The following is a 15,679-nucleotide window of genomic DNA, read 5'->3' on the forward strand; positions in this document are numbered from 1 at the left end:
CGAGTACGTTGATGGAGACGTTCACGTGAACACCTGCGAGAGCCACGGATCGCTGGTGCGATCCTGGCTCTCACCCCATCGAGGTGTCTCAAAGGATAAACTCACACCGTACCTCAGAGCGTTTCAGCTCCGACGTGAGGTCTTCAGAAAACCAGGTGAAGAAGCTCTAAAAAGCATCCTCGAAGCTGCACTATGACTCACCAACAATCTCCGCCACAAGAGCGTACACGGATTGTCGTTGGTCTTCTCGCAGGGTTGTTAATCGTCAGCGCTACTGCAGCCATGGTTGGTCCTAGTGGAACCCAAGAGTACGGGATCGTCAGCGCGGAGTTCGAGTCCGACAAACCGACGGTGGTTCCACAGGGCGAGTCGACCAACCTGACCTACCCCGTCGACAACGGCGGTGTCATCCCGATAGTTGCCTATCTCGAACCGGCCAGCGAGGGCGTGGCAGTCAGTCCACACGAGTCACACGTCGGACCGCGGAGCGTCGCCAACGCAACGGTCACGTTGCAGGCCTCACCCGAGACGGGCTACTACCGGCGCTTCGTCGTCGAACACCGCTACCTCGCTATCCTCCCTCTACCGGTGATTCAAACACTGTATGCGGTACATCCGTGGGCCCCGGTCATCGCCATCGACGCCGTGATCGGTGTCCCGTTTTACTATCTCGGAATCGAACTCCTCGGGACGGGGCGGATCCGGGATCGGAGTCTGGACCGTGGATACGGGCTCCTGACGCGTGTGCGTCGACTGGTAGCCGGTCTTTACTGACCAGTAGTGATGTGGTAACTAAACAAAACTACGCTCCTGCAGTAGTATGGTCGACTGGCAACTCCGACTGCGGGCTGTTCTCGACAAGCAGTTCACGATCGTACTGGGCGTACTCGTCGTGATTGCACTGCTGGGTGGGTGGCTGACCTACACGGCACACGCCGCTCCGGAACCAACGACCGAACAGCGGGTGACGGCATGGGAGGTGAGTGGGAACTTCACCCACAGCGCGACCGTCGAAACGGACAATTCACTGTACGAGCAGGGTCGCACACTCACCGATCGACCGATCTATTTCACACGGCTCTCACCGGTGCTCCAAGGGACGTTCGCTACTTCGTATACCGTACGGGACAGCGGGAGTCTGAGCCAGACCGTATCGCTCTCACTGGTCATGCGGAACGTCGACCAGGACGACGGGAGCGACAGCCAAACGGTGTACTGGCAGCGAACTGAACCGCTCGACAGCACGACCGTCGAGTCCGTCGATCCGGGCGAACAGGTCCGTGTCTCGTTTGCACAGGATATGAGCGATGTCCGAGCCGAGATCGAACGGATCCGCGAGGAAGTCGGCGGCTCACCCGGACAGACGGAGGTGCTCGTTCGCGCGACGGTCCGTTCGGACGGGACGGTCAACGGTAACACGGTCGACGAGACGGACGTGTTCACACTGCCTATTGTCTTCGACGGTGGCGGCTACCGGATCAGTGGTGCGGGTCCGACAGTCGAATCGTACGAGACATCTCGGACAGTCCCAGCCACCCAACCCGGCGGGCCACTGCAAACTCTTGGTGGGCCGGTGCTGTTGCTGGTTGCGCTCGGCTCGATCGGAGCGGTCACTGCAAGTCGAGAGGACCTCTCCGAGGCTGATCGGGAACTGATGGCGTATGAAGACGATCGTGAAGCCTTCGATGAGTGGATTTCGACGATCGAACTCCCGGCGGCGGCGTTCGATAGGCCACAGGCCGAGGCCGCCTCACTGGGTGCACTCGTCGACTTCGCGATCGATACGAACAACAGTGTCATCGAAGACCCGGATGAGGAACGGTACTACGTACTCCACAACGACTATATCTACACGTACCGGCCCTCGAAAACGGTGTCACAACCCTCGAACGGAGAGCACTCGGCCGACGATAGAGCGGATACGGCCGCCGAACCCGAAAATCACGAAGAGTGATTTCTCCCAAAACGGCCGCTCCTACGGTCGACCGGCGGGTTCGGACTCGGCGCGACCGGGCCAACTGGCCTTCCAGACGTTCGCCCGCCCCCCGACACGTTCGAGATTGACCCGCACCAGCTTGCCGGGTTCGAGATCCGCTAGCTCCTCCCGAAGGCTGTTGTCCTCGTAGTCGACGACCTGGAAAACCCGGTTGGCCGATGGTGCTAACAGATTAATTGCGTTGTTTGTATTCATCTCCCTCATAACTCTGAATTCCCTGGACTTATCGAGAGTGTGCTTCACACCTAGACACTGTGTTGGTCTTTTGTGAAAAATCTTTGCACCAACTGACGCGCTCGGTCCACGAACACGCACCACCCACAGTCGGCTGCCCTACTCGCCGAAGTCGACCCGCCCCACGTCGTCGTCCACGAGACTCGGGTGGGTGCGCTGTTGGGCGTCGTGCGGTTCGGCGAAGTACTCCTGCATGGCCGCCCGCGATTCGGCCTGTCTGGCCTGTTGTTCGGTGGCGTCGATCTCCTCGCAGCCCGGCGGCACCTCCCGGCCCCGGTCGGTGAAATACCCCTCGGGGACGACCCAGTCGTTGTAAAAGGGGATTTCGGCGTCGTGGATCAGTGTGATCGCCGTCTTCGCGCCGTCGCCCGCCGAGATCACGGCCTGATGGTAGCGTTCGGTGATCCGCCCGGCGACGTAGAGCCCCTCGACGCCGGTCCGGCCGTGCTCCTCGTCGACGTACTGCTTCTTACCGGCCTCCCGAATGTCGACGTCGAACTCCTCGAGGAAGTCGGCGTCGGGGAAGGAGGCGACCAACACCCGGTCGGCGAGGATCTCGCGGGTCTCGCCGTCGGTCTCGGCGGTGGCGACGAAGCCGGCTTCGAGGCTCCCTTCGAGGTCCGCCACGCGGGCCGACTGGAACTCCGCGCCGTTACGGGTGGCCTGCGATTTGAGCATGTCGCCGAACAGCCGCGGGTCGACGCCCGCGGGGAATCCGGGGACGTTTTCGAGGTGGGCGTTACGGTTGAGCACCGACTCGCCGTCGTTGACGACCAGCGTCTCGATGCCCGCCCGTGCGGTAAACGTCGCGGCCATCAGCCCGGCGACGCCGCCACCGACGATCAACAGTTCGTGGCTCCCGGCGGTGTGGTCGGCCGATTCCTGCGCCGAAGTCTGCTCGGATGACATATCATCCGTTTCGGACTCCGCCGAATTGTGTTTCGTGGTTCGGTTGTCGAATCGCTCCTGTCGGCGGCGAACCGGACCTTCATACGTGATGGCGACATACGGAATCCGTAATGGCTCAGGCCGGGAATCAGGAACTCACAGATCGGTTTATCCAGTTCTATCGCAACTACTACCGCGAGGAGATCGGCACGCTTGCCCAGCAGTACCCCAACGAACAGCGCTCGCTGTACATCGACTACGACGACCTCTACCAGTTCGATCGGGACCTCGCCGAGGACTACCGCTCCCAACCTGACCAGATTCAGGAGTACGCCGAGGAGGCCCTCCGCCTGTACGATCTGCCGGCCGACGTCAAACTCGGCAACGCCCACGTCCGCCTGCAGAACCTCCCGGACTCGGTCGACATCCGAAGCATCCGCGTCCACGACAACCACATCGGCAAACTCATCTCGGTACAGGGGATCATCCGGAAGGCGACCGACGTCCGCCCCAAAATAACGGACTCAGCGTTCGAATGCCAGCGCTGTGGGACGATGAACTACATCCCACAGGAGGACGGCGACTTTCAGGAACCCCACGACTGTCAGGGCTGTGAGCGCGAAGGCCCCTTCAAGATCAACTTCGACCAGTCGGAGTTCGTCGACGCCCAGAAGCTCCGCGTTCAGGAGAGCCCCGAGGGACTGCGCGGCGGCGAGACGCCACAGAGCATCGACATCAACATCGAGGACGATATCACCGGCAAAGTCACCGCTGGCGACCACGTCACCGTCGTGGGCGTCCTCCACATCGAGCAGATGGACGGCAACGAGGGCAAATCCTCGCTGTTCGACCTCTATATGGACGGCGTCTCGGTCACCATCGAGGACGAGGTCTTCGAGGACATGGATATCGATCAGGACGATATCATCGAGATCACCGAACTCTCGAACGAGCCCGACATTTACGAGAAGATGGTCGCCTCGGTTGCGCCCTCGATCTACGGCTACGACGAAGAGAAGCTGGCGATGATCCTCCAGCTGTTTTCGGGGGTGACCAAAGAACTCCCCGACGGTTCGCGGATCCGTGGCGACCTCCATATGCTGCTTATCGGTGACCCTGGTACTGGTAAGTGCGTCAGCGGAGACACGCGAGTCACGTTGGCGGACGGCTCCGAGACGGAGATTCGGGATCTCGTTGAATCGAATTTGGACGACCCGAAGCCGGTCGACGATGGCGTGTGGGATTACGTCGACATTCCAATCCCGACACTCAAACAGGACGGAACACTCGGGACTGGTCACGCAACGAAGGTCTGGAAACGGGAGGCTCCCGAACAACTGTACCGGATCACGACACAGACGGGCTCATCAGTAACGGTTACGCCATCACATCCGCTGTTCGTCCAGCAAAACGGTCAGTTCACACCGGTTCGTGCTGAAGACCTCTCTGTTGGTGATTTTATCGGAGTTCCGCAGGCGATCCCAAGCGATGGATCCGATGCAGTTAAAGCGACGTATCGGGCGTCTCAGTCATACAACGCGGTCGAATTGTCATTGCCGGACCGGTGGACGCCGGAGTTAGCACGCCTTCTGGGATACATTGTCGCAGAGGGATACGTCGAGCAGCGCGAGAATAATACTGGCTTCGTCTCGATTACAAATAACGACGAGGAAGTCTTGGCCGACGCTGCACAGACGCTTTCGGAGATCGGATTGAACACGACGATTCGAGAACCACACGACGGGAAGGACGCGAAGGAACTCGTGTGTTCGTCAGGTGAGTTCGTCAGCTTCCTTGCGCATTCCGACAGTCAACTACTCACCGGCTCCGACACACAGCGGGTCCCACCTGCAATTCTGCGAGCGTCGACCGAGATCAAAGCCGCATTTCTCAGCGGGTATATCGAGGGTGAAGGCCACGTTTCAGCAACGCAGCGAGAGATCTCAGTTGCCTCAATGAGCCATGAGCTGTTGGCAAACGTCCGAAGCCTACTACTCTCGCTTGGCATCAGGTCCCAGATTGCAGCACGACAGAACGGCAGCTACCGACTCCGAATTAGCGGAGACCAGTTCGAACAGTACGTCGACGAGATCGGTTTTGTTACGGAACGGAAAACGCAGGCAGCACTGGAGCACGATGGGACTGGAAGCAACACGAACCTCGATGTGGTGCCAAATCTCGGGGCTGAACTCAAACGTGTTCGGGAGGCAGTCGGGCTACCACAGGCATCATGTAATCTTCCACGAAGCACGTATCAGCATTACGAGCGAGGTAGCCGGAATCCGAGTCGTGATGCGCTGTCACGCGTTGTGTCTGCATTCGAAGCTTCGCTACCGGAACTGACAGCCGAGCAGACAGTCATTGCCTCGGACGGTGGTGTCGACACGCTCAGACACGGTATTGATGCGCTTCGACAGTTGGCCGAAGGTGACGTGGGATGGGAGAAAATCGAGACGATTGAACCAGTCGACCCGGATGATGAGTGGGTCTACGATCTGGAAGTCGAGGATACCCACAACTATCTCACGAACAACATCATCTCGCACAACTCCCAGATGTTATCATATATCGAGAATATCGCCCCACGATCCGTCTATACCTCTGGTAAAGGATCGAGTTCGGCCGGGCTCACTGCGGCGGCGGTTCGCGATGACTTCGGCGACGGCCAGCAGTGGACCCTCGAAGCCGGTGCGCTCGTACTGGCAGATAAGGGGATTGCAGCGGTCGACGAACTGGATAAAATGCGGCCGGAAGACCGCTCGGCGATGCACGAGGCGCTCGAACAACAGAAGATCAGCATCTCGAAGGCCGGGATCAACGCCACGCTCAAATCCCGGTGTTCGCTGCTCGGGGCGGCCAACCCCAAGTACGGTCGGTTCGACCAGTACGAACCCATCGGCGAACAGATCGACCTCGAACCCGCGCTGATCTCGCGGTTCGATCTCATCTTTACAGTGACCGATACCCCGGATCCCGAACACGACGGCAAGCTCGCCGACCACATCCTCACGACCAACTACGCCGGCGAGTTGAACACCCAGCGGGCCAACGTGCCCACTTCGGAGTTCACCCAAGACGAGGTCGACTCGGTCACCGAGGAGGTCGCCCCCGAGATCGACGCCGAGTTACTCCGGAAATACGTCGCCCACGCCAAGCGGTCGTGTTTCCCGACGATGACCGACGAGGCGAAGGCGACCATCCGGGAGTTCTACGTCGACCTCCGCTCGAAGGGGGCCGACGAGGACGCGCCGATCCCCGTCACAGCCCGGAAACTGGAGGCGCTGGTTCGACTCGCCGAGGCCAGCGCGCGGGTCCGGCTCTCGGATACCGTAGACGAAGAAGATGCCGAGCGGTCGGTGTCGATCGTTCGCTCCTGTCTGCAAGATATCGGCGTCGACCCCGAGACCGGGCAGTTCGACGCCGACGTCGTCGAGACCGGCACCTCGAAAACACAGCGGGACCGCATCAAGAACATCAAGGGGTTGATCGCCGAGATCGAAGACGAGTTCGAGGAGGGTGCGCCCGTCGACGAGGTCCTCGAACGCGCCGGCGAGATCGGGATGGATGCCTCGAAAGCCGAACAGGAGATCGAGAAGCTTCGGCGGAAGGGTGACGTCTACGAACCCCGACAGGGCCACCTCCGGACGACGTGACCCACACGGAGCCGGCCGCGACGGGTCCGGCGCTCCCACCACACGAACGCCGGTCCTGAAGCGGGCTGCTCAGGGCGAACAGCTGTCGAGACACTGGTCGACCCGCTCGAGAGCCCCCGCAAGCGGGTCGCGATCCCGTTCCGGAACGGTGTCGTCGGCCAGCCGTGCCCGACAGCGCTCGCCGAGCAGCGATAGCTGTGCCTGCGTCGGTTGGCGACCGGTTTCGAGCCGCGACCGCAGGCGCGAGCCGACAAGCAGCCGGTCGGCGTCGGCCTGCGAGTCGGGGTCGTCGTGGGTCCGAATCCAGCGTTCGACTGTCGCGTGGGCTGCCCAGTGCTCCGCACGCGATAGCTCCGGACTCTCACACAACCGCTTCTCATGTGTTGACATGTGTCACCCCTCCGTTCGAAATTCTGTCTACGATGATACTAATACTTTCCCTATAGGTATCACATTGCGATAATCGGGGGCGGTGCGGTCAGTCGTGGGCGGGGATGCCGTAGTCAGCGAGGGTCCGTGCGAAGGCGTCGTCGGTCTGGCCGGCGCGGGTCGCTGCCTGACCGAACGTGAGGGTTCCACAGCGGTACAGTGTCAGTGCGGTCAGCAGGCCGTTCGTTGCCATACACTCTATACAGACACCATGTATCTAAAGCTTCTGTGAGATTCAGTGCCATACTACTCGGTCGAAATGGCTCAAAGATATACGAACATTTGTTTTTTCTCGGTTTTAGTTCGTGTTCTTGTTTTCGTGCCATGGCGACGGCGTCGACCAACAACAGAGCTAAGACGGTTCGGCAGTGACTGAGCGTATGGATCGACAGAAGTTCATGGCGATCTTCTTCACCGTCATGATGCTCGGCTCGATGCTCGCCTACGGCGCGACCCTTATCTAGTTCAGCCGTCGCCCCAGACGTCCGACAGCGGGTGGTTCTGTCGGCGATCGGCGTCGGATTCGGTTCGCGTCCGTCCGGCCTGCCGTCCGGAGCCACCGCTACGGACAGCCGGGCCGCCGTCGACGCCGGCGAGGGCCGCGGCTGGATCGAACTCGGGGAGGTCGGGCCGCGAGAGTCGGTCGAGCTGCTGGCGGAACCACGGTGGGGTGTCGGCTTCGGCGCGCTCGAAGAGATCCAACAGGCTCGCATCCGCGAGATAGGTCGCCCCGTAATCGTCGGGCGCACGCACGACCCGCCCGCAGGCCTGAATCACCGTCCGCAGCGCCGTCCGGTGGTACCACGCCCACTGGCCGTCCTCCAGCCGCCGGGCGACCCGCGAGTCGTTCGTGTTCAGATAGGGTGCCTTACAGAGCACCTGCCAGCGGGCGAGATCGCCCTTGAGGTCGAGGGCCTCCTCCATTTTGACCGAGACGAACAGTTCGGGGTCGGTGCTGGCTTTCCACGCCTCGAGTTCGGCGTCGCGGTTGTCGGTGTCGTGGACCCGGACCCGCGGGCCGACACCGAACTCGGTGAGCCGGTCGACCAACTGCTCGGCGATGGCATACGAGTGGGCGTGGATCAGGCCCTTCTCGTCGGGATGGCGGGCCATCAGCCGAACGATAAGGCGGGCGATCTTCGGGATCGTCTCGTCACGGTGTTCGTAGGTCATTTTCCCCTGTGTCACGTCGTATAACGGCCGGTTTTCGACGGGGAAGGTGTGCTCGACGTCGACCAGCGCGACCCGCTCGGGATCGAGCCCGACCTGTCGACAGAACGCCTCCTTGTTGAGAATCGTCGCCGACAGGAGGGCGAACTTCTCGCCGCGGTCCCAGACCGTATGGTGGAGGTAGCGGGCGGGATCGAGCGGCTTGATCGTGATCGCCGTTCCGTCACCGCCGGGTTGGTCGACGACCCACGTCGTCGGGCTGTCGGGGCTCCGGTAGTCGTCGACGAACCAGTCGAGTTCGGAGACGAGTTCGTTCAGCCGGTCCCGTCGGGCGACCTCCTCGGGAGTGAGTTCGGGCTTGTTCGTCAGGTCGTCTTTCGCCGCCCGGCAGACCTTCGAGAGTCGTTCGGCGAACGCCGAGGCGCGCTCGACCGGGTTGTGGGCCGCATTGATCTCGGGGATGTCGACCTCGCTCCAGACGGGGACCCGGGCGGGCGTCAGTTCGATGGTGGCGTACATTTCGGCCCACTCGGCGAGCCCGTGAGCCTCGTCGATGACGACCACATCGCGCATCCCGAAGACGTCCGAGCCGGCGGTCTGCATGAAGTACGCCAGCGTCATCGCGGCCATTGGCTGCCCGGAGGCGATGGCGCGGTCGGAGTAGTAGGGACAGCGGTGTTTGACCGAGCAGTCGAACCCCTTCTCACGGGCACAGGGGGCCTGATTGACCGGTGTGTCGTGTTCGCCCGGTAGGATGCAGTTGTAGTTGCCCTTGCCGCGGATGATTTCGAGGTCGTCGAGTAGCTCGTCGGCCGCGACGTCGTCGAGTTGGGAGACCTGCGGCGTCGTGTAGTAGGCGCCAGTCACTTCGGCGGGCTCGGCGGTCTGCAGATCGCGGGCACAGCCCATAATCGACCGCGCAAGCAGTGATTTACCGCTGCCGGTCGGCGCACGGACGAGGACCACGTCGTTATCGGATTCGAACGCCTCGCGGATATCCCGCAGTGCTTCCCGTTGGGTATCGCGGAAGCTCGGGGCGGGGAACTCCTCCAGAATGCGCGAGGGCTTCACGGACACTGGTGGGGCTTCATCGCTCAAAAACGTGCGGATGCGGTGACGGTCGACCGGACGGGAGCCGGACGGTAGCCACCGACTACCGACCGGTAGCGGCCGGCTACTCCTCGGCCGGGAGCGCGGCCACGTCCTCGGCGGTGGGGTCGTGGTCGTCAGGTAGCTTGTCGACGCAGTCCAGACAGAGGAAGTGCTCGCTGCCGTCGGCGAGTTCGAGGAGCATCCCCCCGGTCGGCGTAAAATCGAAGCTCCAGAAGTCGCCGATCCCCCCGGCGATCTTGACTTTCGTTCCGCAGCCGTCACACCGGCGTTTTGCCATCGACGGCGGTAGGTGTCGACGGCTCTTTACTGCACCGCTTGTGGAGTCGGTCGTCGCTGGTCGGACCGCCGGGAGGACAACGCTTAATTTCAGGGCCGAGCAACTATTCCAGACATGGGTTTATCGCTTGCAGGCGTTTCCTTTATGCTCTCGGCGCTGCAGCTACCGGTTCTCGATACGACGACGATCACCATCCTCGGTGTCGTTGGCATCGTGGTGCTGATCGCGCTCTCGGGATTCTTCTCGTCCTCGGAGATCGCCTTCTTCTCGCTGCCCCAACACCGGATCGACTCGATGGTCGACGAGGGGATAAAGAACGCGACCATCGTCGAGGGGCTGAAGAACGACCCCCACCGGCTGTTGGTGACGATCCTCGTCGGCAACAACATCGTCAACATCGCCATGTCCTCGATCGCCACCACCCTGTTCGGCTTTTATATGTCACAGGGGCAGGCGGTCGTCGCGGCGACCTTCGGGATCACCGCCGTCGTGCTGCTGTTCGGCGAGAGCGCGCCGAAGTCCTACGCGGTCGAGAACACCGAGTCGTGGGCATTGCGGATCGCTCGTCCGCTGAAACTCTCGGAGTACGTGTTGTTTCCCCTCATCGTCGTCTTCGATCGGCTGACCCGGATCGTCAACCGGGTCACCGGAAGCTCCTCGCAGATCGAATCCCCCTACGTCACCCGCGACGAGATTCAGGACATCATCGAGACCGGCGAACGCGAGGGCGTCATCGAGGAGGAAGAGCGGGAAATGCTCGAACGCATCTTCACGTTCAACTCCACGATCGCCAAGGAGGTGATGACGCCGCGGCTCGACGTGACTGCGGTTTCGCGTGAGGCCTCGATCGAGGAGGCGATTCAGGCCTGTATCAGCAACGATCACGTCCGCGTGCCGGTCTACGACGGCAACCTCGACAACATCATCGGGATCGTCAACGTCCGGGATCTGGTCCGCGAACACCAGTACTCCGAGGGGAAGGGAACGCTCGATGACGTCGTCCGGCCGACGCTGCACGTCCCCGAATCGAAAAACGCCGACGACCTGCTGGCCGAAATGCAGGAAAACCGCCTCCAGATGGTGATCGTCCTCGACGAGTTCGGGACGACCGAGGGGATCATCACCCTCGAAGACATGGTCGAAGAGATCGTCGGCGACATCCTGGAGGGCGACGAGAGCGAGCCCTTCGACAGCGTCGACGACCAGACGACGATCGTCCGCGGCGAGGTCAACATCCACGAGGTCAACGACGTCCTCGAGATCGACCTCCCGGAGGGCGAGGAGTTCGAGACGCTGGCGGGGTTCGTCTTCAACCGCGCCGGGCGGCTCGTCGAGGAGGGCGAGACCTTCGAGTACGACGGCGTCGAAATCGCCATCGAGGAGGTCGACAACACCCGGATCCTGAAGGCCCGTATTACGGTCACCGAGGAGTACCCGAAAACCGAGGTCGACGAGGAGCCGGAGTTGACCTGACCGTCCTCGTCACCGCACCAGCGAGATGAGGCTGAAGATGCCGTACCCGAGAACGAACGAGACCACCAGCGAGCCGACCCACGCGAGGACGGTATAAACCATCTTCTGCCGGCTGACGCCGGCGTTGCCCGCCGCGTACCCGCTGCCGACGATCGCGCTGACGATGATCTCGTTGAACGACACCGGGATGCCGAAGGCGACTGCTGTCTGGGCGATCACGAACGACGGGATCAGCGCGGCGATCGATCGCCGCGGCCCCAGCGAGGAGTAGTCCTGTGAGATTGCCTTGATCATCCGCGGCGCACCGGTCCACGAGCCGAGAAGCAAGCCGAACCCGCCGCCGGCGAGGACCGCCCAGATCGGGAGCTGTATCTCGCCGAGCAGCGGGATCAGCGGCCCGATAGCGAGGCCGACCTGACTCCCACCGGCCGAAAACGCCACCAGTCCGCCGAGCACCAGCAGGAACCGGCGCTGGCCGGCGGTCCGGTCCCGCCTGAGGACGAACCAGAGCGCCGACGCCGCGAGGCCAGCAAGCGCCAGCGAGGCGACGAGACCGCCAGCGATCCCGCCGAAAGCGGGCAGCGGCAGTCGACCGCCGAGTGCGCCGGCGATCGAGCCCTGTCCGTCGGGCGGCCCGAGGAACGCGAAGCCGATGTTGGCGACGATGAGGCCGATTACACCGCCAAGCCCCGCGATCAGGTAGTCCTCGTGGAGCCGGTCGCCCCGAAGGAGGCTGGCGATGCCGTAGGCGATCCCGCCCCCGACGAACGGCGTGAGCACCCAGAGGGTGAGGATCTCGACGTACTTCGGCCACGCGGGGCCGCCACCCATCGCCAGCCCGACACCGACGACGGCCCCGGTGACGGTGAAGGCCGTGGCGATCGGGTAGCCGGCGAAGACGCCGATGGCGACCAGCACGGCGGCAGTGATGAGGCCGACGATCGCCGCCGTGGCCGTCAGCGGCTCGCCGACGACGAGTTCGGTGCCGACGGCCTCGGTGACGTTGGCTCCCTGGAGGACGGCCCCGAGAAAGCCCAGCACGCCGACGATCAGCCCGGCCCGCATCACCGAGATCGCGTTAGCTCCGACTGCGGGGGCGAACGGCGTCGACCCCGAAGAGCCCGCACCGATGGCCCACGCCATAAACAGACTCGCCGCGGCGGCGATCAGGAACGTCGACAGCGTCTCGAAGGCGACCATCGATTACTCCCGCCGTTGGCCCTCTTCGTACCCTTCGCGGAGCCCCATGACAGTCCGGCGCATCAGGAGGTAGCCGAAGAACACGAATCCGACCAGCAGAACGATCAGTCCGATGACGACCGGATCATCGAAGAGCGAGACGACCATAGGCGGCCTTTCATCGGCCTCTTCAAAGGCGTTTCGACGTGTCGACGCGGCGACCGGAGCGCGGTTGCGACGTGTCGACGCGACCGACGGTCACTCGGCATGCAGGTCGAACGTCTCGAAGACCTCGCCGTCGGGGGTGACGAGTCGGCCCCGCAGCCCGCCGGCGATCGGCTCCAACTCGGCGTGGGCCGGCCGATGGCCGCGCGGCTGGGCGTGGCTCCCCGGATTGATCAGGGGGAGTTCGCCAGCGAGGTCGGCGGTCGGTCGGTGGCTGTGGCCGAAGATCACCGCGTCGGCCTCGCGTTCCTTGCCGAACAGCGTCAGCGCCGTGTTGCCGCCGCGAACCGTGTGGGTGACCGCGAATCGGACGCCCTCGTACTCTACCGTACGAGCCTTGGGGAGCCGCGAGCGGATCGCCGAATCGTCGTTGTTGCCGTGGACCCCCCGGAAGGTCGACGATTCGGCCTCGAAGGCATCGAGGACGGGTTCGGTCATGAAATCGCCCGCGTGGACGACGATATCGGCCTCCCTGACCGCATCCAGCGTTCGGCCGTCGAGCCGGTGGCCGCCAGTGCTGTGGGTATCGGAGACGATCGTGAGCATTACCACCCCTCAACATCTAGCTGCAGAAAAACGTTGCTGCCGGCGGCTCGGCGACGAGTCCCGGAACGATTAACCGACCGACACGTGAGCCGATAGGTATGGCAGGCAGCAAATCGGTCGTCCTCGCGGCGCTCGTTGCCAACGGCGCGATCGCGGTGCTCAAGTTCGGTGCCTTCCTCCTGACGGGGAGCCCCTCGATGCTCTCGGAGGTCTACCACTCGATCTCCGATACGGGCAATCAGGTGTTCCTGCTCGTTGGCATTCGGTACAGCGACCGCGCGGCCGATCAGGACCACCCCTTCGGCTACGGCAAGGCACAGTTCTTCTACAGCTTTCTGGTCTCGGTCCTCCTCTTTGGGATCGCGGGCTGGGAGTCGGTCAAACACGGCTACGAGGCGATCCTCCACCCGCACACGGGCACGGTCGACCCGGTAACCCTCCTCGGTGTCGGCCCGTTTCCGGCGTGGTACGTCAGCGTCGTCGTCCTACTGGGGGCGATCGGGTTCGAGACCTACGCCTTCATGAAGGCCAACGCCGAACTCCAGCGCCAGATCACGGAGTACGGCTGGTCCGGCATCCCGGAGGCGTTCCGGAAGACGAGCGACGTGACGACACTCACCGCCTACACGGAGGACGCTATCGCGCTGCTGGGTGCGATACTTGCGCTCGTCGGAATCGTCCTCAGCCAACTGACCGGCAATCCGATCTACGACGCGGTGACCGCGCTGCTGATCGGTCTGCTGCTGATGGGCTTCGCCCTCGCGTTGGCATGGGAGAACAAGCGACTCCTGCTCGGCGAGAGTCTCGAACCCGAAGTCGAGGACGAACTCCGAGACGTGATCGTCGACCACGAGGGCGTGCGCCACGTTGAGGGCTTCCGAACGGTGTTCGTCGGCCCGGCACAGGTGCTCGTAACGACCGAGGTGAGCTTCGATCCCGAACTCGTCACCGACAGCATCGACGCAGATATCGGCCAGATCAAGACGAAGCTAAAAACGGCTGACGACCGCGTGGATATCGTCTACATCGAGCCCGAAGGCACAGGGATCTAATCGTTCATCGCCAGCGAGGCCAACAGTGCCTCCAACTGGACCTGCTCGTTCGCACCCTCGGTGATCCGGTAGTCGACCTCGCCGATACGCTCCATCAGCCGGACGGCATCGCGCTCGGAGAGATCGAACTCCCACACCGAGCGATGCAGCTGGTCGATGATGTCGCCGCCGGCCATCCCCGTATCGGTGAGCAGGGTGTCGAGCGTGGCCCGGGCCTTCGAGAAGTCGCCAGCGATGGCGTCAGTGACCATCGACTCGATCTCCTCGGGGCGGGCGGTGGAGGTGATCATGTAGACCGCCTCCTCGTCGACGACCTCGCCCGTCGTGGCGGCGGCCTGCAGACTGTTGATCGCCCGGCGCATGTCGCCACCCGCGGCGTAGACCAGTGCCTCCCGGCCGTCGTCGGTGACCTCGATCCCTTCGGCGGCGGCGATCTCGTCGACCTGTGCGGCGATGGCGTCGTCCGACAGGGGTGAAAACCGGAAGACGGCACACCGTGACTGAATGGGGTCGATGATCTTCGAGGAGTAGTTACAGGAGAGAATGAATCGGGTGTTGTCGGAGAACTGCTCCATGGTTCGGCGGAGGGCAGACTGGGCATCCGACGTCAGCGAGTCGGCCTCGTCGAGGAAGATGATCCGGTAGTCGAACCCGCCGAACGACGATCGGGCGAAGTTCTTGATCCGGTCCCGAACGACGTCGATCCCGCGCTGATCCGACGCATTGAGTTCGAGGAAGTTCCCCCGCCAGTCGTCGCCGTAGACCTCCCGAGCGATGGCGGTCGCGGCAGTCGTCTTGCCGATGCCGGCGCGGCCCGAAAACAGCAGGTGCGGCAGATCGCGTTGGTCGATGTAGCTCCCGAGGCGCTCGACGATGTCGTCCTGTCCTTTGATCTCGTCGAGGGTCTGGGGGCGGTACTTCTCGATCCATATCTCCCGTCCGGGGGCGGTCTCGGCGTCGACCTCGCTCATATACGCACAAGCGGCCGGTGGGATGATAAACACCCCGAGACCGTATTGCAGGGATGTCTATGCGAGTAGTCGAAGAGAGTACGTGATTCAAATAACAGCCGCAGAGATATCGATCTCGTCTGGATGTACTGTTATCTCGACCTCATACAATCCACTTCCGGAGAATTCTTTTTCGACGTTGAGTTCGTTGTCAGTTGACACGTCGAAGACGTACGTCTTTTTACCAGATATGTCTGAAAGTTCGACTGTTTTGGATTCACCGTCAGACATACTCAGCTCTTCGGAGTAAACCGATTCATCGCCGGAATACACTTCAACAGAGATAGTTCGTGACTCATCACCAGATCTGTTTTTTACTTGTACGTCTATTGATCTCCCGGAGTTGCCGCTTTCTGACAAACAACCGGCCAAAGAGGTGAGTAATCCTGATGAAACAACGAAACGTCGTCTGTTCATGTGTAAGAAACAGATGT

The 15,679-nt window shown here is 62.3% G+C and carries 16 protein-coding genes and 1 pseudogene; 6 read left to right on the forward strand and 11 right to left on the reverse strand.

What is annotated here, in order from left to right; genetic code table 11:
- The 3 genes and pseudogenes from NKJ34_RS12210 to NKJ34_RS12220 all read left to right on the forward strand — a co-directional run.
- Nucleotides 1-196: pseudogene (locus NKJ34_RS12210) on the forward strand (IS1595 family transposase); the annotation flags it as partial.
- An 86-nt stretch (nt 197-282) separates the two neighbouring features.
- Nucleotides 283-774 (forward strand): hypothetical protein, encoded by a 492-nt coding sequence (locus NKJ34_RS12215; RefSeq protein WP_253738587.1) that lies wholly within the window; start codon nt 283-285, stop codon nt 772-774.
- Between the two features lie 46 nt (nt 775-820).
- Nucleotides 821-1,954 carry a DUF5305 domain-containing protein gene (locus NKJ34_RS12220; protein ID WP_253738588.1) on the forward strand — a complete coding sequence of 378 codons (1,134 nt, stop codon included), beginning with the start codon at nt 821-823 and terminating at the stop codon, nt 1,952-1,954.
- A gap of 21 nt (nt 1,955-1,975) precedes the next feature.
- Here the strand turns inward: NKJ34_RS12220 and NKJ34_RS16030 are convergent, their stop codons facing one another.
- Nucleotides 1,976-2,314 (reverse strand): DUF7999 family protein, encoded by a 339-nt coding sequence (locus NKJ34_RS16030; protein ID WP_484494514.1) that lies wholly within the window; start codon nt 2,312-2,314, stop codon nt 1,976-1,978.
- A 15-nt stretch (nt 2,315-2,329) separates the two neighbouring features.
- Nucleotides 2,330-3,139 (reverse strand): FAD-dependent oxidoreductase, encoded by an 810-nt coding sequence (locus NKJ34_RS12230; protein WP_256488741.1) that lies wholly within the window; start codon nt 3,137-3,139, stop codon nt 2,330-2,332.
- A gap of 110 nt (nt 3,140-3,249) precedes the next feature.
- Here NKJ34_RS12230 and NKJ34_RS12235 point away from each other — a divergent pair, with 110 nt between their 5' ends.
- On the forward strand, nt 3,250-6,771 hold the full coding sequence (locus tag NKJ34_RS12235) for an LAGLIDADG family homing endonuclease (RefSeq protein ID WP_253738590.1): 3,522 nt from the start codon (nt 3,250-3,252) through the stop codon (nt 6,769-6,771).
- A gap of 69 nt (nt 6,772-6,840) precedes the next feature.
- Here the strand turns inward: NKJ34_RS12235 and NKJ34_RS12240 are convergent, their stop codons facing one another.
- The 4 genes from NKJ34_RS12240 to NKJ34_RS12255 all read right to left on the reverse strand — a co-directional run bounded on the left by NKJ34_RS12240 (nt 6,841) and on the right by NKJ34_RS12255 (nt 9,760).
- Complete coding sequence (locus NKJ34_RS12240; protein ID WP_253738591.1) at nt 6,841-7,161, reverse strand: hypothetical protein; 321 nt, start codon at nt 7,159-7,161, stop codon at nt 6,841-6,843.
- A gap of 88 nt (nt 7,162-7,249) precedes the next feature.
- On the reverse strand, nt 7,250-7,393 hold the full coding sequence (locus tag NKJ34_RS12245) for a DUF7317 family protein (protein WP_253738592.1): 144 nt from the start codon (nt 7,391-7,393) through the stop codon (nt 7,250-7,252).
- 272 nt (nt 7,394-7,665) lie between these two features.
- Nucleotides 7,666-9,441 carry an ATP-dependent DNA helicase gene (locus NKJ34_RS12250; protein WP_253738593.1) on the reverse strand — a complete coding sequence of 592 codons (1,776 nt, stop codon included), beginning with the start codon at nt 9,439-9,441 and terminating at the stop codon, nt 7,666-7,668.
- Nucleotides 9,442-9,544: 103 nt separating this feature from the next.
- Nucleotides 9,545-9,760, reverse strand: coding sequence for a DUF7561 family protein (locus tag NKJ34_RS12255; protein WP_253738594.1), 216 nt, complete (start codon nt 9,758-9,760; stop codon nt 9,545-9,547).
- A gap of 144 nt (nt 9,761-9,904) precedes the next feature.
- Here NKJ34_RS12255 and NKJ34_RS12260 point away from each other — a divergent pair, with 144 nt between their 5' ends.
- Nucleotides 9,905-11,233, forward strand: coding sequence for a hemolysin family protein (locus NKJ34_RS12260; RefSeq protein ID WP_425491828.1), 1,329 nt, complete (start codon nt 9,905-9,907; stop codon nt 11,231-11,233).
- A 9-nt stretch (nt 11,234-11,242) separates the two neighbouring features.
- Here NKJ34_RS12260 and NKJ34_RS12265 read toward each other — a convergent pair whose 3' ends face one another.
- The 3 genes from NKJ34_RS12265 to NKJ34_RS12275 all read right to left on the reverse strand — a co-directional run bounded on the left by NKJ34_RS12265 (nt 11,243) and on the right by NKJ34_RS12275 (nt 13,183).
- The gene (locus NKJ34_RS12265) at nt 11,243-12,433 is read right to left on the reverse strand and encodes an inorganic phosphate transporter (protein WP_253738596.1); all 1,191 of its coding nucleotides are present in this window, start codon (nt 12,431-12,433) and stop codon (nt 11,243-11,245) included.
- A 3-nt stretch (nt 12,434-12,436) separates the two neighbouring features.
- The gene (locus NKJ34_RS12270; protein WP_253738597.1) at nt 12,437-12,580 is read right to left on the reverse strand and encodes a DUF7859 family protein; all 144 of its coding nucleotides are present in this window, start codon (nt 12,578-12,580) and stop codon (nt 12,437-12,439) included.
- A 90-nt stretch (nt 12,581-12,670) separates the two neighbouring features.
- On the reverse strand, nt 12,671-13,183 hold the full coding sequence (locus NKJ34_RS12275; protein WP_253738598.1) for a metallophosphoesterase: 513 nt from the start codon (nt 13,181-13,183) through the stop codon (nt 12,671-12,673).
- Between the two features lie 98 nt (nt 13,184-13,281).
- Here NKJ34_RS12275 and NKJ34_RS12280 point away from each other — a divergent pair, with 98 nt between their 5' ends.
- Entirely contained in the window at nt 13,282-14,235 is a 954-nt protein-coding gene (locus tag NKJ34_RS12280; RefSeq protein ID WP_253738599.1) for a cation diffusion facilitator family transporter, read from the forward strand.
- Here NKJ34_RS12280 and NKJ34_RS12285 read toward each other — a convergent pair.
- Together NKJ34_RS12285 and NKJ34_RS12290 are read right to left on the reverse strand one after the other, a co-directional pair.
- Nucleotides 14,232-15,206 (reverse strand): replication factor C small subunit, encoded by a 975-nt coding sequence (locus NKJ34_RS12285; RefSeq protein ID WP_253738600.1) that lies wholly within the window; start codon nt 15,204-15,206, stop codon nt 14,232-14,234. The two genes, NKJ34_RS12280 and NKJ34_RS12285, sit on opposite strands and share 4 nt — an antisense overlap.
- Before the next feature lie 87 nt (nt 15,207-15,293).
- The gene (locus NKJ34_RS12290; protein ID WP_253738601.1) at nt 15,294-15,662 is read right to left on the reverse strand and encodes a hypothetical protein; all 369 of its coding nucleotides are present in this window, start codon (nt 15,660-15,662) and stop codon (nt 15,294-15,296) included.
- Between the last annotated feature and the right edge of the window lie 17 nt (nt 15,663-15,679).

Origin of the sequence: Halohasta salina, from assembly GCF_024178165.1 — an archaeon.
GTDB lineage: Archaea > Halobacteriota > Halobacteria > Halobacteriales > Haloferacaceae > Halohasta > Halohasta salina.

What these genes read in the sequence shown, in the direction of transcription:
- NKJ34_RS12215 (WP_253738587.1), top strand. Translation starts at nt 283, where the DNA reads ATGGTTGGTCCTAGTGGAACCCAAGAGTACGGGATCGTCAGCGCGGAG.
- NKJ34_RS12220 (WP_253738588.1), top strand. Translation starts at nt 821, where the DNA reads ATGGTCGACTGGCAACTCCGACTGCGGGCTGTTCTCGACAAGCAGTTC.
- NKJ34_RS12230 (WP_256488741.1), bottom strand. Translation starts at nt 3,139, where the DNA reads ATGTCATCCGAGCAGACTTCGGCGCAGGAATCGGCCGACCACACCGCC.
- NKJ34_RS12235 (WP_253738590.1), top strand. Translation starts at nt 3,250, where the DNA reads ATGGCTCAGGCCGGGAATCAGGAACTCACAGATCGGTTTATCCAGTTC.
- NKJ34_RS12240 (WP_253738591.1), bottom strand. Translation starts at nt 7,161, where the DNA reads ATGTCAACACATGAGAAGCGGTTGTGTGAGAGTCCGGAGCTATCGCGT.
- NKJ34_RS12245 (WP_253738592.1), bottom strand. Translation starts at nt 7,393, where the DNA reads ATGGCAACGAACGGCCTGCTGACCGCACTGACACTGTACCGCTGTGGA.
- NKJ34_RS12255 (WP_253738594.1), bottom strand. Translation starts at nt 9,760, where the DNA reads ATGGCAAAACGCCGGTGTGACGGCTGCGGAACGAAAGTCAAGATCGCC.
- NKJ34_RS12260 (WP_425491828.1), top strand. Translation starts at nt 9,905, where the DNA reads ATGCTCTCGGCGCTGCAGCTACCGGTTCTCGATACGACGACGATCACC.
- NKJ34_RS12265 (WP_253738596.1), bottom strand. Translation starts at nt 12,433, where the DNA reads ATGGTCGCCTTCGAGACGCTGTCGACGTTCCTGATCGCCGCCGCGGCG.
- NKJ34_RS12270 (WP_253738597.1), bottom strand. Translation starts at nt 12,580, where the DNA reads ATGGTCGTCTCGCTCTTCGATGATCCGGTCGTCATCGGACTGATCGTT.
- NKJ34_RS12275 (WP_253738598.1), bottom strand. Translation starts at nt 13,183, where the DNA reads ATGCTCACGATCGTCTCCGATACCCACAGCACTGGCGGCCACCGGCTC.
- NKJ34_RS12280 (WP_253738599.1), top strand. Translation starts at nt 13,282, where the DNA reads ATGGCAGGCAGCAAATCGGTCGTCCTCGCGGCGCTCGTTGCCAACGGC.
- NKJ34_RS12285 (WP_253738600.1), bottom strand. Translation starts at nt 15,206, where the DNA reads ATGAGCGAGGTCGACGCCGAGACCGCCCCCGGACGGGAGATATGGATC.
- NKJ34_RS12290 (WP_253738601.1), bottom strand. Translation starts at nt 15,662, where the DNA reads ATGAACAGACGACGTTTCGTTGTTTCATCAGGATTACTCACCTCTTTG.